At 63.0% G+C, this 18668-nt stretch carries 18 protein-coding genes and 1 tRNA gene; 5 read left to right on the forward strand and 14 right to left on the reverse strand.

The window, feature by feature from the left end; all coding sequences use genetic code 11:
* Positions 1–9 precede the first annotated feature (9 nt).
* The 4 genes from motA to ABNW52_RS01760 all read right to left on the reverse strand — a co-directional run bounded on the left by motA (position 10) and on the right by ABNW52_RS01760 (position 5190).
* Entirely contained in the window at positions 10–870 is an 861-nt protein-coding gene (gene motA / locus ABNW52_RS01745) for a flagellar motor stator protein MotA (RefSeq protein ID WP_349583156.1), read from the reverse strand.
* Between the two features lie 202 nt (positions 871–1072).
* Positions 1073–1996, reverse strand: a complete 924-nt coding sequence (locus ABNW52_RS01750) for a pseudouridine-5'-phosphate glycosidase (protein ID WP_349583159.1) — start codon at positions 1994–1996, stop codon at positions 1073–1075.
* A 15-nt stretch (positions 1997–2011) separates the two neighbouring features.
* The gene (locus ABNW52_RS01755) at positions 2012–3103 is read right to left on the reverse strand and encodes a PfkB family carbohydrate kinase (RefSeq protein ID WP_349583162.1); all 1092 of its coding nucleotides are present in this window, start codon (positions 3101–3103) and stop codon (positions 2012–2014) included.
* A 296-nt stretch (positions 3104–3399) separates the two neighbouring features.
* On the reverse strand, positions 3400–5190 hold the full coding sequence (locus ABNW52_RS01760; protein ID WP_349583164.1) for an ABC transporter ATP-binding protein/permease: 1791 nt from the start codon (positions 5188–5190) through the stop codon (positions 3400–3402).
* 129 nt (positions 5191–5319) lie between these two features.
* Between ABNW52_RS01760 and cysS the strand changes: the two genes are divergently transcribed.
* The 3 genes from cysS (at position 5320) to ABNW52_RS01775 (ending at position 8814) form a co-directional block, all read left to right on the forward strand.
* Complete coding sequence (cysS, locus tag ABNW52_RS01765) at positions 5320–6693, forward strand: cysteine--tRNA ligase (RefSeq protein ID WP_349583166.1); 1374 nt, start codon at positions 5320–5322, stop codon at positions 6691–6693.
* 126 nt (positions 6694–6819) lie between these two features.
* On the forward strand, positions 6820–7035 hold the full coding sequence (rpmE, locus tag ABNW52_RS01770) for a 50S ribosomal protein L31 (protein ID WP_349583169.1): 216 nt from the start codon (positions 6820–6822) through the stop codon (positions 7033–7035).
* A 132-nt stretch (positions 7036–7167) separates the two neighbouring features.
* Positions 7168–8814 carry an ArnT family glycosyltransferase gene (locus ABNW52_RS01775; RefSeq protein ID WP_349583172.1) on the forward strand — a complete coding sequence of 549 codons (1647 nt, stop codon included), beginning with the start codon at positions 7168–7170 and terminating at the stop codon, positions 8812–8814.
* Between the two features lie 228 nt (positions 8815–9042).
* On the opposite strand, the gene ABNW52_RS01780 is transcribed toward ABNW52_RS01775, so the two are convergent.
* Positions 9043–9118, reverse strand: a tRNA-Thr gene (locus ABNW52_RS01780).
* Between the two features lie 132 nt (positions 9119–9250).
* On the opposite strand from ABNW52_RS01780, the gene ABNW52_RS01785 reads away from it, so the two are divergent.
* Positions 9251–9904: a HugZ family pyridoxamine 5'-phosphate oxidase gene (locus tag ABNW52_RS01785; RefSeq protein WP_349583175.1), complete on the forward strand. Its 654-nt coding sequence runs from the start codon at positions 9251–9253 to the stop codon at positions 9902–9904.
* A gap of 80 nt (positions 9905–9984) precedes the next feature.
* Positions 9985–11625, forward strand: a complete 1641-nt coding sequence (locus ABNW52_RS01790; RefSeq protein ID WP_349583178.1) for an EAL domain-containing protein — start codon at positions 9985–9987, stop codon at positions 11623–11625.
* An 85-nt stretch (positions 11626–11710) separates the two neighbouring features.
* Here ABNW52_RS01790 and ABNW52_RS01795 read toward each other — a convergent pair whose 3' ends face one another.
* From ABNW52_RS01795 to ABNW52_RS01835, 9 genes are all read right to left on the reverse strand, one after another.
* Positions 11711–12298, reverse strand: coding sequence for a YceI family protein (locus ABNW52_RS01795; protein WP_349583180.1), 588 nt, complete (start codon positions 12296–12298; stop codon positions 11711–11713).
* 26 nt (positions 12299–12324) lie between these two features.
* Positions 12325–12864, reverse strand: a complete 540-nt coding sequence (locus ABNW52_RS01800; protein ID WP_349583183.1) for a YceI family protein — start codon at positions 12862–12864, stop codon at positions 12325–12327.
* 20 nt (positions 12865–12884) lie between these two features.
* Positions 12885–13424, reverse strand: coding sequence for a cytochrome b (locus ABNW52_RS01805; RefSeq protein WP_349583185.1), 540 nt, complete (start codon positions 13422–13424; stop codon positions 12885–12887).
* Entirely contained in the window at positions 13425–13877 is a 453-nt protein-coding gene (locus tag ABNW52_RS01810) for a MarR family winged helix-turn-helix transcriptional regulator (RefSeq protein ID WP_349583188.1), read from the reverse strand.
* Positions 13878–14092: 215 nt separating this feature from the next.
* Positions 14093–15151, reverse strand: a complete 1059-nt coding sequence (locus ABNW52_RS01815) for a GlxA family transcriptional regulator (RefSeq protein ID WP_349583191.1) — start codon at positions 15149–15151, stop codon at positions 14093–14095.
* Between the two features lie 116 nt (positions 15152–15267).
* Positions 15268–16071: an ABC transporter ATP-binding protein gene (locus tag ABNW52_RS01820; RefSeq protein ID WP_349583194.1), complete on the reverse strand. Its 804-nt coding sequence runs from the start codon at positions 16069–16071 to the stop codon at positions 15268–15270.
* Positions 16068–17195 carry a succinylglutamate desuccinylase/aspartoacylase family protein gene (locus ABNW52_RS01825; RefSeq protein ID WP_349583196.1) on the reverse strand — a complete coding sequence of 376 codons (1128 nt, stop codon included), beginning with the start codon at positions 17193–17195 and terminating at the stop codon, positions 16068–16070. Before ABNW52_RS01825 ends, ABNW52_RS01820 begins: the two co-directional genes overlap by 4 nt.
* A gap of 9 nt (positions 17196–17204) precedes the next feature.
* Positions 17205–17936, reverse strand: coding sequence for an ABC transporter permease (locus ABNW52_RS01830; protein ID WP_349583199.1), 732 nt, complete (start codon positions 17934–17936; stop codon positions 17205–17207).
* Entirely contained in the window at positions 17933–18622 is a 690-nt protein-coding gene (locus tag ABNW52_RS01835; RefSeq protein WP_349583202.1) for an ABC transporter permease, read from the reverse strand. Before ABNW52_RS01835 ends, ABNW52_RS01830 begins: the two co-directional genes overlap by 4 nt.
* Positions 18623–18668: the final 46 nt, after the last annotated feature.

Here is an 18668-nt window from a genome sequence, read left to right on the forward strand (position 1 = left end):
ACTGCCGGCTTATTTCTTGCTCTTGATGCTTTCTTCCAGCTCGGCAAAGCTCGGGCGCTCGGTGGAGTACAGCACCTTGCGGCCGAATTCCACTGCCGTCTGCGGGGCATAGCCCTGCATGCTGGCCAGCAGTACGGTCTTGATGCACTGGAATTCCTTGGAGCTTTCGTCCAGCTTCTGCTCCAGCAGGGTGCCCAGCGGGCCGACGAAGGCGTAGGCCAGCAGAATGCCCAGGAAGGTACCCACCAGCGCCGAGCCGATCATGCCGCCCAGCACTGCCGGTGGCTGGCCAACCGAGCCCATGGTGTTCACTACCCCCAGCACCGCCGCCACGATACCGAAGGCCGGCAGTGCATCGCCCAGACGGGTAATGGCGGCCGCCGGCGCGTGGCCTTCGTGGTGATGGGTTTCGATCTCGATATCCATCAGGTTTTCAATTTCCATCGCGTTCAGGTTGCCGGACACCATGATGCGTAGGTAGTCGGTGATGAAATCCATGATGTGATGGTCGCTGGAGATGGCTTCGTACTTGGAAAACACCGGGCTGCTGTGCGGGTCGTCCACGTCTTTTTCCACCGACATCAGGCCTTCTTTGCGGATCTTGACCAGAATCTCGAACAGCATGCCCAGCAGGTCCATGTAGCGGGCCTTGGTGTAGCGCGAACCCTTGAACAGGGTCGGCAGGGCGCTTTTGACGGCTTTGAGGGTCTTGCCCTGGTTGGTAACGACGAAGGCGCCCAGCGAGCCGCCGAAAATGGCCAGCAATTCCGTCGGCAAGGCATGGATGATGACTTCCAGATTGCCGCCGTGAATGATGTAGGCGCCAAAGATACAGACCAGCGCGATGGCGTAACCGATACCTACGTTCATGAGCCTGCTTTCTCCCGAGTGTGCAAGGCAAGTGGTTTCACTATAGGGCCAGCCCATTGGCGATTGCCAGCTGCGTGGCTAATGCCTTTCGCATGGTTGGGTGGCATTCTGTTTCAAGTGAATGCAAACACGGGATGCTACCGCGATTGCGCAGGCACTGCCAACCACGGCGGTGCCTGCGCGGCGGGGAAGTGTGCTTGGCTCAGCGCTGTTGGCAGTAGGCGCTGGCGATGGCTGCGGCCAACCTGGCGTTGTTGAGCACCAGCTGGATGTTGGCCGCCAGGCTGTCGCCGCCGGTCAGCGCGCAGACGCGGGCCAGCAGGAAGGGGGTGGATTCCTTGCCGCCGATGCCTTGCTCGCCAGCTTCGCGCAGCGCCTGTTCGATGGCGGCGTCGATCTTGTCGCGCGGCATCGCGTATTGCTCGGGGATGGGGTTGGCAATCACCATGCCGCCCTGCAGCCCCAGTTGCCACTTGGCCTGCATCGCCGCGGCGATGTCGGCGGCCTCGTCCAGCTGGTAGTCCACGCCGAAGTCGCTGTCGCGGGTAAAGAACGCCGGCAGGCGCGCGGTACGGTAGCCGATCACCGGTACGCCGTGGGTTTCCAGGTATTCCAGCGTCAGTCCGAGGTCCAGGATGGACTTGGCGCCGGCGCATACCACCGCCACCGGGGTCTGCGCCAGTTCCTGCAGGTCTGCGGACACGTCGAAGCTTTTTTCCGCGCCACGATGCACGCCGCCGATGCCGCCGGTGGCGAACACGCGGATGCCGGCCATGGCGGCGATGATCATGGTGGAGGCCACGGTGGTGGCGCCGGTGCGCTTGGCTGCCACGATGAAGGGCAGGTCGCGGCGGCTGACTTTCACCACCTCGCGGCCGGCCTTGCCCAGCTGCTCGATCTCGTCATGGCTCAGGCCAGCCTTCAGGCGGCCGTCGATGATGGCGATGGTGGCCGGCACAGCACCGTGGGCACGCACTTCGGCCTCCACGCGCAGCGCGGTTTCCACGTTCTGCGGGTAGGGCATGCCATGCGAGATGATGGTGGACTCCAGCGCGACGACCGGTTTGCCGGCGGCCAGCGCGGCGGCCACGTCCGGGTGAATGTCGAGGTAAGGCGTGGTGTTCATGGTTTGGCTTCCGTGTCAGGCATGTTGGGCCAGCCAGTTGGCCACCGCGGTGGTGGACAGGCTGGGGTGATTGGTGGCGGGGGAGGCCAGCGTCAGCGCGGCGCAGGCCTGGGCAAACGGCAGGCTATCGGCCAGGCGCCAGCCCTGCAGCTGGCCGTGCACGATGCCGGCCATCAGCGCGTCGCCGGCGCCGGTGGCGTTCACCACGCTGATGGGCGTGGCCGCTAGTTGGCCGCGACTGCCATCGATGTGGCTCCAGCAGGTGCCTTGTTCGCCCAGGCTCAAGACCAGTTGCTGTACCCCTTGGCGGTGGAACCAGTCGGCGACCTTGCCGGCATCGGCGGGCGAGTGCAGCGGCAGGCCGCTGAGGGTCTCCGCTTCCAGCCGGTTGGGCTTCAGGGTGTGGATGTGGGCCAGCCACGGCCGCAGGCGCTGGCATTTGTGTGCCGATACCGTGTCGGCAAACACCGGGGTGTCCCCACGGTGGGCAAAAATCCACTGCAGCGAGTCTTCCGGCAGGTTGCAGTCGATCACCAGCGCGGCGGCATTGCGCAGCCGCTCCAGCTTGTCGGCCAGCCGCTCCGGCCCCAGTCGTTGCAGGATGTCCATATCGTTGACGGCCACCGCCATATCGCCGTCCGGGCCGTGCAGCGACAAATAGGTGGAGGTGGCTTCGTCCGGCAATATCCAGCAGTCGCGTACGTCCACGCCGGCCTTGTGGCTGGCATCCAGCAGCGTGCGGCCGTACAGGTCGTCGCCGACCACGGCGAGCAGGCGGGCGTCGTTGCCCAGCCGTGCCAGGTTCTCGGCGATATTGCGTGCCACACCGCCGGGCGAGCAGCGGATGCGTCCTGGGGTCGAGTCGCCGCTGTGCAGCGTGCGCTGGGTACTGCCGCAGATGTCCATATTGGCGCCGCCGATCAGCAGCACATACTGCTGCTGCGCCAGGATGTAGCCTTTGCCCAGGATGCGGCCCTTCTGCATCAGGTTCATGATGTGGCCGGCCACGGCGGAACGGCTGATGCCCAGGCGCTCGGCCAGCTCTTGCTGCGGGATCAGCGGCTCGTCGCGCAGGATGGCGAGGATTTGTTGTTCGCGTTCGGTCATTTAACAAATGTTTGTTGTACAAACTTAAGTTTGAATTGTGGGTGCCGTGGCTGGTGCTGTCAAGTGCGGTGCCACGGGCGGGGCCGCGCAAAGGTTGGCCGCAATGGCTGTGGTCAGCCGAGAGCCGTTGCTGCTGTGTGGCGGTGACGTGATGCGGCGATGGCCGGCGGCCGGGCGGGCAACATCCGGCGGGTGGCGTGTTGCGGGCGGCACGCTAGCTTGTGCGGTAGCGGTTGCCGCTGCATGCAAAACGGCCGGAGGCATGGCATCCGGCCGTGGTGTATCCGCAAGCGGGCTTAGCAGGCTTGTAGTTGCCAGCCGCCGCCGCCCTGCAGCAGCAGTTGCCGGTCGTGGTGCGCCAGCAGCGAGCTGCGGTGGCCAACACTGATCAGCGTGGTGTGTGGCAGCCGTTCGCGCAGTAGGCGGTACAGGGTGTCTTCCAGCCCCTCGTCCATGGCCGAGGTGGCCTCGTCGAGGAAGGCCACGCGCGGTGCGGCCAACAGCAGGCGGCCAAAGGCCAGCCGCTGCTGCTCGCCCAGCGACAGCGTGTGGCTCCAGTCTGTGTCCACATCCAGCTTGGTGGTCAGGTGCCCAAGGTGCACGGCCTGCAGGGTGGCCATGGCGGCGCTGTCGTCATGGCCGGCCTGGTTAGGGTAGTACAGCGCATCGCGCAAGGTGCCTAGCGGTAGGTAAGGGCGCTGCGACAGGAATAGCAGCTGGTCGGGCCATGGGTGCTGCATCTGGCCGTCGCAGTACGGCCACAGGCCGGCGATGGCACGCAGCAGCGTGGTCTTGCCGCTGCCGGATGGGCCGCGGATCAGCAATGCCTGTCCGCCATCCAGCGTTAGGTCCAGCTTGCTCAGCAGCGGTTGCTGGTCTGGGCGGCGCACGTTCAGCCCGTGCAGGGTCAGCCCGCTGTCGCGCAGAGTGTGGGTGGGCTGTGGCAGGTGCGCGGCGGCTTCCACTGCGTCCATGAAGCCGGTGAGACGATCCAGCACCGCCTTGTATTCGGCAAAGCTGTCATACGCGCTGCGGAAGAACGACAGGTTGCCCTGTAGTTGGCCGAAGGCTTGCGCCGTCTGCACCATGTCGCCCAGCGAAATCTGCTTGGCAAAGAAGCGCTTGGCCTGGATCAGGAACGGGAACACCGCTGCGGTCTGGCTGACAATCAGGTTGAAGCCGCTGAATTTCAGGCTTCGGAACACGATCTGCCACACGTTATCAATGATGTTGTCGAAGCGATGGCGCAGGGTACGGCCTTCCACCGCCTCGCCACGATAGAACGCCACGCTCTCGCCATACTCGCGCAGGCGAATCAGCGAGTAACGATAATCGGCCCCCAGTTTCTCGTTGAGGAAGTTAAGGCGGATCAATGGCTTACCGATTCGGAAGGCCAGCACGGTGGCGATGATCACGTAGATGTAGACCATGAAAACCATGCCGCGCGGGATGTCCACCCCGAGCAGCGTCAGCACGCCGGACAGCCCCCACAGGATCAGGGTGAATTCGAAGGTAGACACCAGTGCGTCGATCACCCCCATCGACAGCGACAGCGAGCTGGACACGAAGCTGGCGATGTCCTGCTGGATACGCTGGTCCGGGTTGTCGCTGGGGTTGGTCAGGTGGGCGGTGCGATAGTAGGCCTGCCGGTTCAACCAGCGTTTGAGCATGCTTTCGTTCAGCCACTGGCGCCAGCGGATCACGAACGCCTGCTGCAGGTAGTATTCCAGCAGCGAGCGGCCAACGTGTACCGTTGCCAGGGCGGCGAAAATCCACATCGAGGTCCAGAACAGCTTGGCATCCCACTTCTGCAGCGCGGTGTACATGCCGTTGTACCAGTTGGAAAACAGCACGTTGACGCGCACGCCGGCCAGGGTGATCAGCAGGATCAGCAAAATGGCCAGCAGCGGGCGCCAGCCATTTTTGGCCGGCTGGAAAAAGTCGCCGGCCAGGCGCCAGAACTGACGCCCCCACACGGTAAAGCGTGTCAGCAGCCAGATTGCCAGCGCGCTGGCCAACAGCGTGATCGCCATTGCCTCGCCCAGCCAGATCGTGCTGCCGAGTAATTCCTGACTCCAATCCATCATTTCTCCTTATTGTGTGGAATGGTCTATTGATAGCCGCGGCGTGAAACTGTTCCGCCGCCGACTGTGGCGGGCTTGACGGGTTTGCTACAATGGCGTTTTGTCGACAACGCAACAGGCCATACCCCCGCCATGCTCAATCTCTACAACACACTGACCCGCCAAAAAGAAGTATTCAAACCGATAGCACCCGGCAAGGTAAAGATGTACGTGTGTGGCATGACTGTCTATGACCTGTGTCACATCGGTCATGCGCGCATGCTGACCGCTTTTGACGTTATCTATCGCTGGTTTGCCGCCTCCGGTTACGAGGTGACTTACGTGCGCAATATCACCGATATCGACGACAAGATCATCAAGCGCTCCGCCGAGCGCGGCATCAGCCCGGAGGCGCTGGTGGAAGAAACCATCGCCGACATGCACGCCGATACCGGGGCGCTGGGTCTGCTGCGGCCAACCTTTGAGCCGCGCGCCACCCAGCACATCGGTGGCATGCAGGACATCATCAGCAAGCTGATCGCGCGTGGCAAGGCCTATCCGGCGGCCAACGGTGACGTGTACTACGCGGTGCGCGAGTTTACCGGTTACGGCAAGCTGTCCGGCAAGACGCTGGAAAGCCTGCGTGCCGGCGAGCGTATCGAGGTGGACCCGAACAAGCGCGACGCGCACGACTTCGTGCTGTGGAAAGCCGCCAAACCGGGCGAGCCGCAGTGGCAGAGCCCTTGGGGTGCCGGCCGTCCGGGCTGGCATATCGAGTGCTCGGCGATGAGCTGTCATCACCTGGGCGAGCATTTTGACATCCATGGCGGTGGCGAGGACCTGCAGTTCCCGCACCACGAGAACGAGATCGCGCAGAGCGAAGGGGCAAACGAGCAGCAGTACGTGAACTACTGGCTGCACAACGGCTTCATCAATGTCGATGGCGAAAAGATGTCCAAGAGTTTGGGCAATTTCTTCACCATCCGCGACGTGCTGGGCCATTTCGATGGCGAGGTGATCCGCTTCTTCATCGTGCGCAGCCACTACCGTAGCCCGGTGAACTTCACCGACGGTATCCTCAACGACGCCAAACAGGGCCTGACCCGGCTGTATACCGCGCTGCGCGGCCTGACGCTGCCGGCATCGACCGGCATCGACTGGAGCAACCCGTACGCGGCGCGCTTCAAGGCGGCGATGGATGACGATTTCGGCACCTCTGAGGCAGTAGCGGTGCTGTTCGATCTGGCCGGCGAAGTGAACAAGAGTGGTGATCTGGCGCAAGCGCGCCTGCTGAAGGATCTGGCCGGGGTGCTGGGCCTGTTGCAGCGCAACCCGGAAGTGTTCCTGCAGGGCGAGGCAGGCGAAGACGGCCTGAGCGCCGAGCAAGTAGAAGCGCTGATCCAGGCGCGCAAGGACGCGCGCGCGGCCAAGAACTGGGCCGAGTCCGACCGCATCCGTGACGAGCTGACCGCCGCCGGCATCGTGCTGGAAGACAGCGCCGCCGGTACCAGCTGGCGCCGTGCCTGAGCAAGGCATCGCGGCAGGGGGCATGGCTGCAATTGCCCCTTGCCAACTCCGGCTAATGGTCGGATAATCGCGTGTTCTAAAGAAGTACAGGCAAAACCCCCTGTACCCGTGTGTAAAGGAAAAATCATGCAAGCTGACATCCAGCCGAATTACAAAGAAGTACAGGTTGCCTGCTCCTGCGGTAACCAGTTCGTGACCAAGTCCACTATGGGCAAAGACAACTTCCATATCGAAGTTTGCTCCCAGTGCCACCCGTTCTACACCGGTAAGCAGAAGATCGTTGATACCGCTGGTCGCGTTGATCGCTTCAACCAGAAGTTCGGCGGCTTCTTCAAGCGCTAAGCGCTGCTTGCAGGATGCTAGTGAAAAAGGCAGCTACGGCTGCCTTTTTTGTTGCCTGCGATTTGTCATCGCGGCACCATGCGCGAGGATCGCTGTCTCTTTCCCGTTAACGATTTTCCCGGTTTGCACCGCATGCTGACCTATACCCCCTACGATTCCAATCGCCTGCCGGTCGCCACCGAAAAACCGTGGCTGCTCCTGCTGCTGGCTTTTGTCTGGCTGTGGCCGGGCATCTTTGGCCACACGCCGTGGAAACCGGACGAGCCGTTTGTCACCGCCGTGGTGCAGCACTTTGTTGCCGGTGGGCACTGGATGCTGCCTACCGTGGCCGGTCAGCCTTATCTGGAATACGCGCCGCTGTACTACTGGTTGGCCGCATTGCTGGTGAAGCTGCTGTCGCCATGGTTGTTGCCGTTACACGATGCCGCGCGGCTGGCGACGCCATTGTGCATGGCCATCGCGCTGGCCTTTGCCGGCGGCCTCGGGCGCGAGCTGGTGGGGCAGCGTCACGGCCGCAGCGTGGTGCTGATCCTGATCGGCAGCCTGGGGCTGATTGTCACCGGCCATGAAATGAACCCGGTGGTGGCCGGTTTTGCTGGCTTTGCCGCCGCCCTGTACGGGCTGGTACTGACCTGGCGCTCGCCCGCGATCGCCGGTGCCTTGCTGGGCGCCGCCATTGTGGTGATCTTTTTGTCCACCAACCTGCTGCAGCTGTTGCTGATTAGCAGTGTGGCGTTGTTGTTGCCGGCTTTTAGCGCCTGGCGCAACAAGAATTACGCCATCACCCTCGCCATGGCACTGCTGTTCGCACTGCCCTTGCTGCTGGTGTGGCCGTGGGCACTGTACAAGAACTACCCGCAGGTTTTCGCGTTGTGGTGGCAGAGCTACGCGCTGGGCCCGCTGCAAGGCTTTGGCAAGCTGGGCTTGTTCCACGAACTGGGTTACTACCCCAAGCTGGTGCTGTGGTATGGCTGGCCGGCGTGGCCACTGGCTGCCTGGACGCTGTGGAAGAATCGCCGTTACGAGCAGCCGGTGCTGCAGCTGCCACTGCTGTGTTTTGCGGTGATGCTGCTGTTGCTGACTTTTTCCAGCCGCAGTCTGAGTGAAGACGCCATGGTGCTGCTGTTGCCGCTGGCGCTGTTGGCCGCAGTGGAACTGGACAGCCTGCGGCGGGGGGCGTCGTCATTCCTCAACTGGTTCGGCTTGATGGCTTTCGGCTTCTTTGCCTTGCTGGTGTGGCTGGGCTGGGCGGCAATGAACTTTGGCTGGCCGGAACGACTGGCGCGTCGCGCGGCATACTTCAGTCCGTACTATACGCCGCAGGTATCCACCCTGGCGGTGATACTGGCGGTGATTGCTACCGCACTGTGGGTGTGGGCGGTCACGCGTCGTCACCTGCGTGGGCGACAGGCGGTGACCAACTGGGCGGCCGGGCTGACCCTGTTCTGGGGGCTGCTGCTTACCCTGTGGCTGCCGTTCCTGGATGCGGCCAAGAGCTACCAGCCGGTTGTGCAGGGCATGGTACGCGCCTTGCCCGCCGGTGATCAGTGTGTGGCGGTAGAGCGGGGGCAGACCATGGCACGCATTAGCTGGAGCTACTATGCCAATCTGCAATTGCGCCCGTTCCAGCCAGGCCAGCCGCTGCCGTGCCGTTTGTGGCTGCAGGTGCGCGACCCGAGTCACGGGCTTGCCCTGCCGGCTGGTTGGCAGCAACGCTGGCAGGGCAACCGCGCCCGCGACCGGCATGAGCAGTACGTATTGCTGCAGAAACAGGGATAAACACAGAGGCCACCGCATGGTGGTCTTTTGCTAGTGTGACGCACTGCAGTACCGCACTTGGTGCTGCAGACGGTAATGGCGCATCAAAACGGTCGGCATGTATGCGTCTTGGCGCCTTCGGACTTGATTGCACGCGCGCGGCAGATCGAGCTCTCCTGAGAGGCGGTGGCACAAATATGGCACAAAAGGAAATGGGCTAGGTGATAGTCACCTAACCCATTGATTCTTTGGTGCCGGTAAGAGGAGTCGAACCCCCGACCTTCGCATTACGAATGCGCTGCTCTACCAACTGAGCTATACCGGCACACCGTCAGCATCGGCTGAAGCGGCAGCGATTATAGCGGTAGCCGCCGGCTTTGGAAATACGGGCGGATATTGCCTGTGACGCGCGCTGGCCCTATCGTGAAAGCACCTTCTGCTTGCCGTGACCATTGCCATGAAAATTGCTGTTTCCGACTGTCTGTCCCTGCTGCATGCCTGCGCTAATGCCGCGCTGGCAAGCCATGCCCTGTCGCTGCCAGGCTATCCGTTTGTGACCAGCGTGCCGCTGGCACTGGGTCCGGATCATGCGCCATGGCTGCTGATGAGCGATCTTGCCGAGCATTGCCGCAACGTGCGTGCCGATGGCCGTGTCAGCTTGTTGCTGCAACGGGCCGACGGCGCCGATGTGCTGGCGGCCGAGCGCATGACGCTGCTGGGCGATCTGCAGCCGGCACAGCCGGATGCCGATACCCTGGCGCGTTTATTGCGTTACTGTCCCGACTTTGCCGATTACCTGGCGCTGGGGGATTTTCATTTTTTCCGCCTGCAGCCGCGCCGGGTGCGCTTCATTGGCGGCTTTGGCCGCATGGGCTGGGTGGAGGAGGGCGACTGGCAGGCGGCGGCGCTGTTGCCCGCGGCGCGAGAGGCCGAATTGCTAACCGCATTGCAGCCGCTGAGCAGTCTGGTATTGCTCGGTATCGACCGCTACGGCCTGGATTGTCGTCAGGGCGATAGCCGCCTGCGACTGGATTTCGCCGCCGTGGCCAGTGTCGATGATGTGGGTGCCGTGGCGCGGGCCAGGCTGCAGGCTGAAGGACTGGCCACCTGATACGGGCAGCTGGCCACTGATTGTGTTACCACCGGGACTGCGGCCAACCTGTGTCGCGGCTTCCCGGCCGGGAGAAAACCATGTCTGATCTGCAGACCGTGCTCTGCGTCGAAGGCGACGACACGACCCGCCTGCTGCTGTGCGAGGAATTGCAGTTTGCCGGCTATCGGGTGCTGGAGGCGGATAACGGCCGCAGTGCGCTGTCGCTGATTCGCGGCGAGCGGCCGGAGCTGGTCATCAGCGATATTGCTCTGGCGCACATGGATGGCCTGGCCTTGCTGGAGGCGGTGCGGGCCGATGCCGACATCGCTGACACCCCTTTCATCCTGCTGACGGCGCAGGCTGACAGCCGGCAGCAGCTGCGCAGCCGGGAGCTGGCGGCGCAGCATTTGCTGAGCAAACCGGTCGATCTGGACCGGCTGCTGACGGCGGTGGCAACGTGCATTCGCCACCCGCGGCAGACGGTGGCGGCGCCGCTCGCTGGCGGCTGGCTCAACCGCCAGCAGTTGCAGGCCAGGCTGCAGGCCGGGCAACGGGGGGGGAAACCGGAGCGGGTGGCGTTGTTGAAGCTGGACAGTTACCTGGCGCTGTCCATGCGGCTGCGGCCGCAGGAGCTGCAGCAACTGCAGCAGGCGCTGTATACCCGCCTGCAGCCACTGGCGGAGCACGGGCAGGTATACAGCTGGTCGGATGGGTGCTGGGCATTGATCGAGTTGCCGCACCTGAGCGAGGGCGATTTCGACCAGCTGCAACAGCGTTACAGCATCGCGCTGGGCAGCATCAGCCTTAACTACACCACCAGTGTGTTGCGACTGCAGATCGACTGGGCGCAGGCCGATCTCTATCGGCTGGATGGCGCGACATTGCTTGAGGCCAGCGCCTTGCACCTGAATTTTGCCAGTGCCGGTAACCCGCGTCGCCTGCTGCAGTTGCAGGCAGCGGACTATCCCGCGCTGCAGGCGGCGCGCTATGCCGAGCATAACCTGGCGGAAGTGATCCGCAACGGCGAGCTGGAGCTGTTGTTTCAGCCGCGGGTGGCGGTAGCCAGCGGCCGCATCGTGGGAGCCGAGGCACTGCTGCGCTGGCCCGGTGCCACCGTGGGCGCCTTGTCGCCCGGATTCTTTGTGCCGGTCGCCGAGCGCATGGGTCTGGCGGCCGAACTGGATCGCTGGGTGATCAGCCGCATGCTGGCCGCCGCGCGGCAGCTGGTGACGCGGCAGCCGGATTTTGTGCTGTCGTTCAACCTGTCCGGCCAGAGTCTGGATGCCGATGTGCCGGCGTACCTGTACCAGTTGTTGCAGCAGCAGCCGGATCTGGCCGCCAATATCGAGATCGAGGTGACGGAAACGTCGATGGCCACGCTCAATGCTGGCGTGGAGCAGGCGATTGCCAGGTTGCGCGAGATGGGCACCCGGCTGGCGGTGGATGACTTCGGCGTCGGCTATGCCTCGCTGTCGTACCTGAAGCGACTGCGCGCCGGGGTGATCAAGATCGACCGCAGCTTTGTTACCGACATCGCGCGCCGCGGTATTGATGCCCAGATCGTGCAGGGCCTGGTGGGGCTGGCGCAGGCGCTCGGTTGCAGCGTGGTGGCAGAAGGGGTGGAGACGGCAGAGCAGGCCGACTGCGTGCGCGAGCTGGGCTGCCAGTACGCGCAGGGTTACCATTTCTACCGGCCGATGCTGCTGGATGAACTGTTGCAGGGCCTGGTCGGGCCATGAGCGCTGCCGCTTGCGGCCAACCTTGGTGCCGGATGTAAAAAAACCGCAGCATTGTGCTGCAGTTTTTTCATGGCACTCGGGCTGCTTACTGGGCGGCCTGGGCGCCCTGTGCCGCGGTGGCTTCCAGCGTGATGTTCAGCTTCACTTCGTCGCCGATGGCCGGTACGAAGGTCTTCATGCCGAAGTCGGAGCGCTTGATGGTAGCCACGGCGTTGGCACCCCAGGTTTCCACGCCGGTCATCGGGTTCTTACCCTTGCTGACGCGTGCCAGGGTCAGGGTGACCGGTTTGGTCACGCCCAGCAGGGTCAGGTTGCCTTGCACGGTGGCCGGCTTGTCACCCTTGAATACCACGGCGGTGGACTTGTAGGTCAGGGTCGGGAACTTGGCCACGTTGAAGAAATCGGCGCTCTTCAGGTGGGTGTCGCGGTCGCCGAGGAAGGTCTGCAGCGAGTTGGCGTCGATGCTGACATCCACACTGCCTTTCTTGGCGGCTTCGTCCACGCTCAGCTTGCCGCTGACCTTGGTGAACGTGCCGTGCTGCAGCGACAGGCCCAGGTGGTTCACTTCGTAGCCGGCGAAGGTGTGGGTCGGGTCAACGTCATAGTTGGCAGGGGCGGCAACGGCCACGCCAGCGGAAGCAAACAGGGCAGCGAACAGGGCGGTACGGATCATCGGGTTTCTCCAGTGGGTAAGGATAATCATGCGTTGTTCAGCACAAGGCGGAACTTGAGGTCGACGTTGTCGGCAACGGTACTGGTGTCGCTCCAGCTGCCTTCACCAATCTTGAAGGCCAGGCGCGACAGCGGAATGGCGCCATCCACGGTCAGCAACTTGCCTTGCGCCGTTACCTGGAACGGGGCGCTGATGTCGCGGGTGATGCCCTTGAGCGTCAGCTTGCCGTTTACCTGGAAGCGGTTGTTGCCCAGTGGCTTGATGCTGTTGGACACGAAGCGGGCCTGCGGAAACTGGGCGCTGTTGAACCAGTCTTTCTTGCGCGCTTCGGCATTGGCCTCGGCGGTGGGCAGGCTGATGCTGTTGATGTCGATGCTGATATCGGCCTTGCCGGTCTCCGGCTGTGCCGGGTTGAACGACACGTTGGCCGCAAATTTCTTGAAGCTGCCGGAAACCGGCACGCCCATCTGTTTCATGGTGAAGACCATCTGGCTCTTGGCCTGGTCTACCGATTGGGCGAAAGCGGGGGTGGCCAGCAACGGCAGCAGCAGTAGTGCGTGTTTCATCAGTCGGGTTCCTGTGGGTGTCAGCGGCGCAGGCTCATGCGTTCGAGCAGGCCGTCCTTGTCGATGAACTGGTGTTTCAGGGCGGCCAGCACATGCGCCACCACCACGATCACCAGCACGTTGTTCAACAGACCATGTGCGGCTTTCAGTTGTTCCGCCAGCGCAGGGTTGGCCGCAATCAGGTCCGGCAGCGGCAGGACGCCAAACAGCACCACCGGAAAGCCGTAGGCCGAACTCATCAGCCAGCCGGATAGCGGAATCAGCAGCATCAGCAGATACAGTGTGGCGTGGCCGATATGCGCCAGTGCGCGGGCGGCGGCACTCATACCGGCGGGCAGCGCCGGGGCGCGCTTGCTCAGGCGAACCAGTACGCGCAGCAGCAGCAGAGCCAGCAGGCTGATGCCCAGCCACTTGTGGTAGCTGATCAGATGAAACTTGGCCGGCGACAGCGGCAGGTCGGCGAGGTAGTTGCCAAACAGAAAGGTGCCGATCAGCAGGGCGGCCATCAGCCAGTGCAGCAGAATTTGCGCGGTGCTGTAGCGTGTTCGGGTGGTGCTCATTCAGGATTCCTGGTGGTTATCAAGCGCAGTGCGCAGCTGGTGCAGCAGGGCGGTGGCCTGCGCCAGTTCCGCATCGCTCATGTGGTCAAAGGCAGCACGCAGATGGCCGGCCACATCCGGAAAGGCGGTGTGGAACAGGGTCTCGCCTGCCGGGGTCAGCGCCACAAACAGGCTGCGGCGGTCATTGGCATCCACGGTGCGGCTGATCAGCGCTTTTTCCAGCAGCCGGTCCAGTACGCCGGTCAGCGTGCCTTTGGTGATCAGCGTCTTTTCCGACAGCGTCTTGCAGCTCATGCCCTGGGTATTGCCCAGGGTGGCAATCACATCGAACTGGGCATGGGTCAGACCATGCAGGCGGATGCGGTTGTTGGAGCGCTGCTCGAACGCCTGGTAAGCACGTACCAGTTCGCGAATCAGATCGCGGGTACGCGGCACCATGGAGGCTTGTGGCATATGGATTCCTGGCTGCCTGATTAGTTCCGACAAGAATAGTTCTGGTTCAAACTAATGGCAATCAAGCTTTTTTGAGATGCTTATTCAGAAATTCAGAATAAAGACGAAGTGGTGGCCGTGTGGCCAGCGGTAGTGCAGGGGACTGACGGGGAGGTAGGGAAGAGAATCAAAAAACAGGGCGGCCAATGGCCGCCCTGTGCATGACAGAAATGTGTTCAGCCTGCCTTGTTGTCCGACGGGTTGCTGCGCTGGGCACGTTCTTCGCGCGGGGTAATGCCAAAGTGGCTGCGATAGGTGCTGGAAAAATGCGGGCCGCTGGAGAAGCCGCAGGCTAGGCCGATCTGCACGATGGATTTGCTGGTCTGCTGCAACAGCTGGCGTGCGCGGTTCAGGCGCAGCTCCAGATAGTATTTGGATGGCACGGTGCCCAGGTATTGCTTGAACAGCCGCTCCAGCTGGCGGCGCGACACCCCCACGTAGTAGGCGATGTCGTCGGTGGTCAGCGGCTCCTCGATATTGGCTTCCATCAGGCTGACCGCCTCGGTGAGCTTGGGCTGGCTGCCGCCGATGCGGGTAGCCAGCGGGATGCGCTGCCGCTCGGTGCCGGGGCGTAGCCGCTCCATGCTGAACACTTCCGACAACTGGGCGGCAAATTCGTGGCCCAGGTTGGCCGCAACCAGTCCCATCATGAAATCGTAGGTAGCGGCGCCGCCGGCGCTGCTCATGCGGTTGCCGTCCATCTCGTACAGGTTGGACGACACGATCACATCCGGGAACTCTTCGGTCAGCCGGTTGATTTCCTGCCAGTGGATGGTGGCGCGATGTCCGCCCAGCAGGCCGGCGCGTGCCAGCCAGTAGCTGCCGCAACCGATGCCGATCAGCGCGGTCTGCTCGGTCAGCTGGCTGCTGATGGCTTTGGACAGATCTTCGCCCGGCACATCCAGCCCCACTTCGTCGGCCAGCACCACCAGTGCATCCAGCTTGGGCGCATGCGCCAGCGGCAGGTCCACCGGCATTTTCAGACCGTTGCTCATGGTGACCATTTCCCCGGACAGCGACAGCGGCAGGAATTCATACACCCGTCGTTCGGCCAGTTGGTTGGCGCGGGTCAGCACCTCGGTGGCGATACCGAAATCGGCCAGCGAGGCGTTGGGCAGCAGCAGGAAGCCGAAGCGTACGGGTTTGTTGCTGGAGGTATTGGTGACCATATCCGGTAGCAGGGGAGCGTTGTCGCGGGATGGTGAAGGCAGCGCATTGTGTCGTGATCGCGGCATGGAGGCAACCGCAAACCGGCTTGCTGCCACTTTATGTATCCCATTGGCGCAATAACGAAAGAGCCATGCTGACTTTGTAGCCAGCATGGCTCCGGCAAATCAAGGCAAGATGGTGATTATTTCAGGCTGCCGGACAGAAACTGACCCAGGCGTTCGCTCTTGGGCGTGACCAGCACTTCCTTCGGGTTACCCTGTTCTTCGATGCGACCCTGGTGCAGGAAGATCACGTGGTTGGACACTTCGCGGGCAAAGCCCATTTCGTGGGTCACCACCACCATGGTGCGGCCTTCCTTGGCCAGATCCTGCATCACGCGCAGCACTTCGCCCACCAGTTCCGGGTCCAGCGCCGAGGTCGGCTCGTCGAACAGCATCACTTCCGGTTCCATCGCCAGCGCGCGGGCAATCGCCACGCGCTGCTGTTGGCCACCGGACATGTGCGACGGGTACTTGTCTTCCACGCCCTTGAGACCAACCTTTTCCAGGTACTTGCGCGCACGGGCGATGGCTTCATCCTTGGGAATGCCCAGCACGTGCATCGGCGCCTCGATGATGTTTTCCAGCACCGTCATGTGCGCCCACAGGTTGAAGTGCTGGAACACCATCGCCAGCTTGGTGCGGATGCGCGCCAGCTGCTTCGGATCCTGCGCCTTCAGCGCGCCGTTGCGCTTGTCGGTGATCAGCGCCAGTTGTTCGCCGGTAACGGCGATGGTGCCGCTATTGGGCTGCTCCAGCATGTTGATGCAGCGCAGGAAGGTACTCTTGCCGGAGCCGGAAGAGCCGATGATGCTGATCACGTCGCCGGCGTGGGCGGTCAGCGACACGCCCTTGAGCACTTCGTGGCTGCCGTAGCTTTTGTGCAGATCGGTGACTTGCAGCTTGATGTTGCCGCTGTTGGCGGACGAATTCTGGTTCTGGTTCATGCTGAGAGCAACTTTCCGGATTTGAAGGCGTCAGCGCTGGCAACCTTGGCCAGCCACTGTCCCGCGGTAAGGTAATGACGGCTTTCCGTGGCGTACAGCATGCCGGCGCGATTGGCGCGTACGGCACTGACACGGTCGTTGATCGGGTCGATCACGTCGGCGATGTGGTCACCCGACTGCACCAGACAGCCGGAGGCCAGGTAGTAGTGCACCACGCCGGCATGGGGTGCCAGCAGGGTTTCCGAGCCCGCCAGTGGCGTGGCCGGGTAGACCAGCGCCGGCAGGGCGGGGGCGTCGCCGCGGATGACACCGCGATGGGTCAGGAAGGCGATGATGGCGTCGGCGTCCTGACGGGCGAAGTCGTGGCTGACATCGGCCTGGCCGCGCAGTTCGACGGTCACCGCCAGGCAGGGCATGTCGATGGCGGCGTTGCTGCCGGCGGCACGCGCCAGCTCGCGCAGCTGCCACCACAACTGGCTGCAGGCTTCGTCGAACGGGTTGTCGCCGGAGTCTTCCGCCAGCAGTGTGCAGGCGGCGCCTAGGTAGCGCGCCAGCGGTTCGCACTGCGGCCACAGCGGGGTGCCGGTGTACAGGTGCAAGGCCGCGGCGCAGTCGCAGTGCAGGTCCAGCACCACGTCGGCGTCACAGGCCAGCTGCATCAGCTGCTGGCGCAATGCGGCCAACTCCGAGGCCGGCTGGATGGCCGCTACTTTCTGCAGCAGCAACTGGCGGATGCGCGCGGTGTTGGCCGCGGCATCGCTGCCCAGTTCGTGTTGCAGCGCGGCGAAGATCTCGCCGGCAAACGCCGGGTAGTGGCGGTTGAAGTTCTGGCCGGAGGCCAGCTCGAAGCGCCCCAGCGCCACGCCGTTCAGGTTCTGGTCGAGGCCGATCGGGTTGGCCACCGGCACCAGTACGACCTCGCCGGCCAGACGGCCTTCCGCCTCCAGCGCTGCCAGCTGCTGCTTCAGGTGCCAGGCGGTGAGCATGCCCGGCAGCTCGTCGGCGTGCAGGCTGGCCTGGATATATACCTTCTGGCCACTGCCCGCCGTGCCGTAGTGGAAGCTGCTGATGCTGCGGCTGCTACCCAGGCTGCTAGAGGCCAGCGGATGATCAATGCGTTGCATTGCGGCTCCTTAATGCTTGCGCGGTGCCAGGTAGGCCAGCCAGCGGCCTTCCGCCTTCTTGAACAGCCAGACGAAGCCGAAGGTCATGGCCAGGTAGATGCCGGCGGCGGTCAGGAACGGCTCGAACGGCATGTAGGTGTCGCTGAACACGCGGCGGGCGACGCCGGTCACGTCGGCCAGGGTCACCAGACCAGCTACCGAGGTGGACTGCATCATCATCACCACTTCGTTGCTGTACGCCGGCAGCGCGCGGCGCAGTGCCGACGGCACCACGATGCGGCGCATCATCAGCCACTTGCTCATGCCCATCGCCTTGGCCGCTTCGATTTCACCGTGGTTGGTGTTGCGGATCTGGCCGGCAATGATTTCGGTGGTGTAGGCGGCGGTGTTCAGGGTGAAGGCCAGGATGGCGCAGGCATAGGCTTCGCGCAGGTATTCCCACGCCCAGCTGTCGCGTACCCATTCAAACTGCGACAGGCCGTAGTAGATGATGAACAGCTGTACCAACAGCGGGGTACCGCGGAACACATAGGTATACAGCCACACCCCGGTGGACAGCACGCGGTTGCGCGACACGCGCATCAGCGCCAGCGGAACCGACAGCAGCAGGCCGGCAACCAGCGATAGGAACAGCAGCTCCAGTGTCAGTTGCAGACCTTCGCTGGTGGACAGCATCGGGGCGCCATCGGTGCCGCCGAAGAACGCCGGCAGCTTTTCGATAATCAGGTTTACGTCGATCACAGTTCAGTCTCCCGTACGCCGCTGGAGTAACGCTTTTCCAGACGCTTCAGAGCAAAGTCGGACACGCTGGTGATGGCCAGGAACACGCCGCCCACCACTGCGTAGACGGTGAATGGCTCCTGGGTGATGGACTTGGCGGTGTCGGCGCGATACATCACGTCGTTGAGGCCAATCACCGATACCAGCGCGGTGGACTTCACCAGCACCAGCCAGTTGTTGGAGAAGCTCGGCAGCGCGAAGCGCACCATCTGCGGGAAAGTGATGCGGCAGAACACGCGCAGCGGGCTCATGCCGTAGGCCAGGCCGGCTTCCATCTGTCCCTTCGGTACCGCCATGATGGCGCCGCGGAAGGTCTCGGTCATGTAGGCACCGAAGATGAAGCCGATGGTCATCACGCCGGCGAAGAAGGAATTGATTTCCGGTGCCGGCCAGTCCATGTAGGTACAGAAGTCGTTGATCATCATCTGTACGCCAAAGAACAGCAGCAGCATCCACACCAGATCGGGCACGCCGCGCACCACAGTGGAATACAGCTCGGCCAGCCATACCAGCGGCTTGGACGGCGCCATCTTGAACATGGCGCCGATCAGACCCAGCACCACGGATACTGCCAACGAGGCAACGGCGACCTGAACGGTCAGCAGCGTGCCTTCCAGAATGCTGGGGAGATAACCCTGTAAAAACATTGCATTACTCCGTAAATCTGCCTTGCGGCCGGTTGAGGCGGCGGCC

This window comes from Vogesella oryzagri, assembly GCF_040148885.1.
GTDB classification, from domain to species: domain Bacteria; phylum Pseudomonadota; class Gammaproteobacteria; order Burkholderiales; family Chromobacteriaceae; genus Vogesella; species Vogesella oryzagri.